The organism is Streptomyces glaucescens (genome assembly GCF_002154375.1).
In the GTDB taxonomy this organism is placed as follows: Bacteria; Actinomycetota; Actinomycetes; order Streptomycetales; family Streptomycetaceae; genus Streptomyces; species Streptomyces glaucescens.
Window position 1 is genome coordinate 1 of the sequence record NZ_MUND01000912.1, and the last position, 1,549, is coordinate 1,549.

The 1,549-nt window shown below is 71.0% G+C and carries 2 protein-coding genes; one reads left to right on the top strand and one right to left on the bottom strand.

Annotated features, from left to right (window positions below):
- Positions 1-146: 146 nt before the first annotated feature.
- Positions 147-818, top strand: coding sequence for an RDD family protein (locus tag CCN42_RS39195; RefSeq protein ID WP_086741942.1), 672 nt, complete (start codon positions 147-149; stop codon positions 816-818).
- Between the two features lie 15 nt (positions 819-833).
- On the opposite strand, the gene CCN42_RS39200 is transcribed toward CCN42_RS39195, so the two are convergent.
- Positions 834-1,088, bottom strand: a complete 255-nt coding sequence (locus CCN42_RS39200; RefSeq protein ID WP_086741943.1) for a hypothetical protein — start codon at positions 1,086-1,088, stop codon at positions 834-836.
- Positions 1,089-1,549 lie beyond the last annotated feature (461 nt).

Consider the following 1,549-nt stretch of genomic DNA (forward strand, 5'->3'; position numbering starts at 1 on the left):
CGGCCTGACCGCCCGGCCGTACCCCGGCCTGACCGCCCGGCCGTGCTCCGGCCTGACCGCCCGGCCGTGCTCCGGCGCACCCCGCCCGTCCCCCGGACAGCCGCCCGCCGGATGCGCCGCCGGAGCCTTCGCGGTCCACTCGGGCCATGAGCACCGAACCGCCCCCCGGCTCCGGCCGAGAGCCTCCGGAAGACGATCGTTTCAGGAAGCAGCCCCCGCCCGGCGCGGGCTCGGGCTCGCCGTACGACACCCCGCCGGGTGGTGACAGCCCGTACGGCGGCCCGCCGCCACCGCCGTACGGAGGCGGCCCCCACGAGGGCGGCGGCCCCTACGGGGGCGGTGGCGGTTACCCGGAGGATCCGCTCGCCGGGATGCCCCCGCTCGCCGACAGCGGCAGGCGCACGCTCGCCCGGCTCATCGACATGATCATGGTGGGCGCGGTCGTCGTCCTGCTGAGCTGGATCTTCCGGGTCGGCGAGTACCGGGTGACCGGCGAGGACATCGACACGGGGAAGTCCTTCGGGCAGGCCGCGATCGCCGCGGTGCTCTACATCGCGTACGACACCGCCATGACGGCCAGGTCGGGCCAGACGCTCGGCAAGAAATGGCTCAATATGCGCGTGGCCAATCTGGACAACGGCGCCACGCCCTCCGTCCAGACCGCACTGATGCGCGCCGCGGTCCTGTGGCTCCCGTTCGCCTTCTGCTGCGCCTGTGTGTGGACGGCGATCTCGGGCGGCTGGAGCTTCTTCGACAAGCCCTACAAGCAGGGCCTGCACGACAAGGCGGCCAAGACGGTGGTGGTGTCCACCGGCTGACCGGAGGGGACGCCGTCAGTTGTCGGTGACCGAGCCCGCCGTCACTCGTTCCTGTGCGGCGGGCCGCGCCGCGGCGGAGGCCGGCGCGGGCCGCGGGGCCCTGCGCACGGGCACCGTCAGGGCGACCAGCAGCCCGAGGGCCAGCGCGGCGACGGCGACGAGGGCGATCCCGGCGGGCGAACTCGTCTGCGACAGCAGCAGCATGGCGAGCGTCGAGAGGATCACGGTGCAGGAACCGTAGGCGAGCTGTGCGGCGGTCGGACGAGGCATGGCAATCGTGTCCTCGGGAAAAGTCGGGGTCTCCCCCGTGCCTCTCGCCGTGGGGGAGGTGCGGACAGGCATATGTGTGCGGCAGTGTTCGTCAATCTATTCGGCTGCATGCCCGAGTGGAGCGAAGAGTAAGCGTGAGATGACCAACAGTGCCGGAGCACGGGGGGCGCATCGAGTCATGCCGTCCATCAAGCGGACGGTTCGACGCGCCCGTTGAACGCTCGACGAACGTCCGCTGAGCGGAAGCGGAACTCCGCATAGTGCACTTGACCTGCTCAAGTCAAGACCTGTCTTTTCCGCTCAACGTGCAGTCCAATGTCGTCACTTGACTACACGCGTTGATCGCGTGCGCGCGGGCACCCCATCACCAGGACCCCTCCTTCCGCGCGCCCGGACGCGGGGGAGGATCTCAAGTGACCAGCAGACCCTGGACGTTCCGAGCGGCCGCGACCGCGGTCGCG